Genomic DNA, 4,366 nt, shown 5'->3' on the forward strand with positions numbered 1-4,366 from the left:
AGGCGGCTTCGACCGGGAACCAGCTGCTGCCGGACTCGGACGTGAAGACCCACGGCATGATCGTCGGCCGGGTGTCCGAAGTGGAGCCGACGCGCAACGGCTCGGCGGTGCACCTGGAGTTGGAGCCGGACAAGGCGAAGTTGTTGCCCGCCAACGTTTCGGCGCGGCTGCTGCCGCGGACGTTGTTCGGTGAGCGGTACGTGTCGCTGGACACGCCCGAGGATCCGGCGGGCCGGTTGCAGGCGGGGGATGTGATCTCGCAGGACCGCACGCGGGCGTCGGTGGAGCTGGAGCAGGTCCTGTCGGACACGATGCCGGTGCTGGAGGCGATCCATCCGGCCGAGCTGGCGACGACGCTGAACTCGCTGAACCACGCGCTGGAGGGCCGGGGCCAGTCGATCGGCGACACGATTTCGCGGTTGAACTCCTACGTGTCCGAGTTGAATCCGTCGTTGCCGGATCTGCAGGCGAACCTGCGCGAGGTGGTCGGGGTCGCGGAGACCTACGAGCAGGCGGCGCCGGACGTGCTGCAGGCGTTGGGCAACCTCTCGACCACGGCGCGGACGCTGGTGGATCAGCAGCAGAACCTGCGGACGCTGACCTCGCAGCTGACCACGACGTCGGGGGACGCGACGAAGTTCTTCGAAGCCAACGGCCAGAACCTGATCCGGTTCGGCGAGACCTCCCGGCCCACGCTGGACGTGCTGTCCAAGTACTCGCCGCAGTACCCGTGCCTGCTGCAGAGCGTCAGCGGGATCGTTCCGCGGGTCAACGAGGTCTTCGGCGCGGGCACCGACGAACCCGGTGCGCACATCAAGCTGGAAGTCGTGCCGAACCGCGGTGCGTACCAGCCGGGCGAGGACGAGCCGCAGTACTCCGACCAGCGCGGGCCGCGTTGCTACGACTATCCCGGAACCCGGCCGCAGTACCCGCCGGACGGCCCGATCGAGGACGGTTCCACGCCGCCCGCGGCAGGCGGGACGCCGGACTCCGGGCTCGGTCTGATCAACTCGCCGCAGGAGCGCAACGCCGTGTCGAGCACGCTGGCGCCGTCGATGGGCGTGCCCGCGCGCGAGGTTCCGCAATGGGGCTCGATGCTGGTCGGGCCGGTGTTGCGCGGTGCCGAGGTGGAATACCGCTGATCCGCGAGGTCCGGTTCACGACCGGCGGCGCGCGTAGGCCATCGGGGTGCTGCCGGTCCACCGCTTGAAGGCGTGGATGAAGCTGGCCGCTTCGGCGTAGCCGAGCCGGATCGCGATGTCGTCGACCGACAGCGTCCCGTCCCGCAGCATCCCTTCGGCCAGCGCCGAGCGGACTTCGTCGCGCACCGCCTGGAAATGCGTTCCCTCCGCGTGCAACCGGCGGTGCAACGTGCGGGCGGTGGTGTGCATTCTGCGGGCCACGTCCTCCATGCTCAGCCGGACCCCGTCCGGTGCGAGCAGTTGTTCGCGGACGTGCTTGGCGAACCCGGCGCGCTCGCGGCGCTCGGCGAGCAGGTCGCGGCACTGCGCTTCGCACATCGCCAAGGTGTGCGCGTTGGCCTGCGGCAGCGGGTGGTCCAGCAGCGCCGGATCGAGCAGCACCACGTCGGCGGAGCTGCCGAACTGCGGGGCGGTGCCGAAAAGTTGCTCGTACTCCGCGACGTCGGCGGGCTCCGGCAGCGACAGCTGCACGCCGCGCAGCGGGATCGGCTGGTCCAGCAGCTCCCGGATGATCGTGTAGATCGCCGAGAGGTCCCGCCCGAGCAGGAACTCGCGCACATCGGCGGGGATCGCTCCGGTGTCCAGCTCGACCCGCAGCGCGCCGTCGCGCATCCGGATGCGCGGGATGCAGAACGCGAAGCTCAGCTCCAGGTAGCGCAGCGCCACCGCGATGCCGTCCCGCACGGTCGGGCTGCTGATGAACGCGAACCCGAGGATGCCGTAGGCGGTCAGGTGGTACTGCAACCCCGCCCGCATCCCGAGGTCCGGGTCGTCCGGCAGGGCCGCGACCAGGTTGCGCACGATCCGCAGCTCCTGGTGCGCGTCCACGGACCCGTTCGGGTCCTCCAGCTCAACCTCGGTGAGCCCGGTGCCGCACAGCAGCGACTCCGGCGGCACCCCTTCGGCGGCGGCGAACCGGGTCAGCAGCTGGGCGCTGGTCGTGCTGCGCGGGAAGTCCCAGTCGCGCACGACCGGGTCCGGGATCGCGGGACGGGTGTTCTGCTCGGAGGGTTGCGCGGTGTCGCTTCGTTGCGGCATGGCCGGAAGTATCAATCACTTGACCGCCGGTGTCATAGCCCGCACGGCCGATCGGCTTAACGTGATCGGAACAGATCGGATGTGAGCGAGGAGGCGCCGATGACGCCGGTGCAGGCCGAACGCGCGGAGATCGAGGCGGCGATCGCGGGCCGCACGGTGCCGGACCTGCTCGCCGACATGGCGCGCGATCGCCCGGACGAGCAGGCCTTCTGCTCCGAGTCGCAGACTTGGACGTGGTCGCAGGCGCACGGGCAGGTGCTCGGCGTGGCAGCGGCGCTGCGTTCGCTGGGGGTGGGCTCCGGTGACGTGGTGGCGCTGATGGCGAGCAACCGGCCGGAACACGTGCTGGCGGACCTGGGTGCTTCGGCTGCGGGCGCGACGACCACGACGCTGTATTCCACGCTGGCGCCGGAGCAGATCCGGCACGTGCTGGTGGATTCCGGCGCGAAGCTCGCGGTCGTGGAGGGCGAGGACGCTTGGCGGCGGTGGGGCGCGGTGCTGGGCGAGCCTGCCGAGCTGGGTGAGTCGGCGGAGCGGGACGAGTCGGCGGAGCAGGGCGAGTCGGGGGAGCAGGGCGAATCGGCGGAGCTGGACGTGCTCGTCGCGCTCGACGTCCCCGGCGCACCGGCACCGGCGGGTTTCGGCGGCCGGGTGCTGGACTGGCAGGACTTCCTGGAACTCGGCGCGGAGCCCGAAGCACCTGGCGACCGGCCGGACCCGGGGGACACCGCGGTGCTGATCTACACCTCCGGCACGACCGGCCGCTCGAAGGGCGTCCGGCTCAGCCACCGCGCGCTGCTCTACGAAGTCGAGGCTCTGGCCCGGGTGGCCGGATTGCCGGACCAGGTGGTGAGCCTGTCGTACCTGCCGCTGGCGCACGTGGCCGAGCGGGTGCTGTCGGTCTACCTGCCGCTGCGTTGCGGTGGGCGTACGCACTTCTGCGCCAGCGTCAAGGAACTGCCGCAGCGGCTCCCGCAAGTGCGCCCGACGATCTTCTTCGGCGTCCCGCAGGTCTGGGAGAAGCTGCGCGCGGGCATCGAGTCGAAGCTCGCCGAGCAGGGCGGATTGCGCGCTCACCTCGGCCGCTGGGCGTTGCGCGCGGGAACCGCCGGTGCCGAGCCGGACGCGACACGAGGCCGGAAGGCGTTGGCACGCCTGGCGGATCGCGCGGTGCTGCACCGCATCCCGGCGGCGTTGGGGCTGGACCGGTGCGCGGTGCGCGCGGTCGGTGCGGCGCCGTTGCCGCCGGGACTGGAGCGGTTCTTCGCGGGAATCGGGCTCGGGTTGACCGGGGTTTACGGGCTCTCGGAGACCTGCGGCGCCGCGGTGATGCACCGGGCGGACGCCGACCGGTCCGGAACGGTCGGCTCGGCGATGCCGGGCGTGGAACTGGAACTGGCCGAGGACGGCGAGGTGCTGCTGCGCGGGCCGCTGTGCACGTCCGGCTACCGCAACCTGCCGGAGGCGACCGCCGATCTGTTCACAGTGGACGGTTGGTTGCGCACCGGCGACCTCGGGCGACTCACCGCGGACGGCCAGCTCAAGATCACCGGCCGGAAGAAGGAGGTGATCGTCACCGCGGGCGGCAAGAACATCAGCCCGGTCGCGGTGGAGTCGCTGCTGGTGGAGCACCCGCTGGTGGGGCAAGCGATGGTGCACGGCGACGACCGCCCGCACCTGGTGGCGCTGCTGATGCCGGACCCGGACGAGCTGGCGCGCTGGGCCGGCGCCCGCGGGCTCGCCGCGGCAGGGCGCGAGCAGCTGCTGACCGACCCGCGGTTGCGCGCCGAGTTCGCCGGTGCCGTGCGGGCGGCGAACGCGAAGCTGGCCAGGGTGGAGCACGTCCGCTCCTGGGGCCTGGCCGCGGACGAGTGGACCGAGGAGGCCGGTGAGCTCACGCCGACCCGCAAGATCCGCCGCAAGGTGCTGACCGAGCACCACCGCGAGCAGCTGGACGGGCTCTACCAGGCGTGACGCTCCGCGCGTGACCGGCTGACGATGCGACGGCGCCGCGCGGCGCCGCACCGGAAGTCACCGCACCGCCTCGCCGGAACCGCCGGAAGATCGAACGCGCCCCGAGCCGGCGCTCCGGAATCGGCGCGCCCGAGGCAGCGCCTCTGCACCAG

Annotated in this window: 3 protein-coding genes; 2 read left to right on the forward strand and 1 reads right to left on the reverse strand. The window is 71.8% G+C overall.

What is annotated here, in order from left to right; translation table 11 throughout:
* On the forward strand, positions 1–1,142 hold a 1,142-nt coding region (locus IJH84_RS17230; protein WP_295146235.1), incomplete at its 5' end, for an MCE family protein.
* 15 nt (positions 1,143–1,157) lie between these two features.
* Here IJH84_RS17230 and IJH84_RS17235 read toward each other — a convergent pair.
* Positions 1,158–2,240 carry an AraC family transcriptional regulator gene (locus IJH84_RS17235; RefSeq protein ID WP_295146242.1) on the reverse strand — a complete coding sequence of 361 codons (1,083 nt, stop codon included), beginning with the start codon at positions 2,238–2,240 and terminating at the stop codon, positions 1,158–1,160.
* A gap of 99 nt (positions 2,241–2,339) precedes the next feature.
* Between IJH84_RS17235 and IJH84_RS17240 the strand changes: the two genes are divergently transcribed.
* Positions 2,340–4,214: a long-chain fatty acid--CoA ligase gene (locus IJH84_RS17240; protein ID WP_295146244.1), complete on the forward strand. Its 1,875-nt coding sequence runs from the start codon at positions 2,340–2,342 to the stop codon at positions 4,212–4,214.
* The last annotated feature ends 152 nt before the right edge of the window (positions 4,215–4,366 follow it).

This window comes from Saccharopolyspora sp., from assembly GCF_017434145.1.
GTDB classification, from domain to species: domain Bacteria; phylum Actinomycetota; class Actinomycetes; order Mycobacteriales; family Pseudonocardiaceae; genus Saccharopolyspora_C; species Saccharopolyspora_C galaxeae.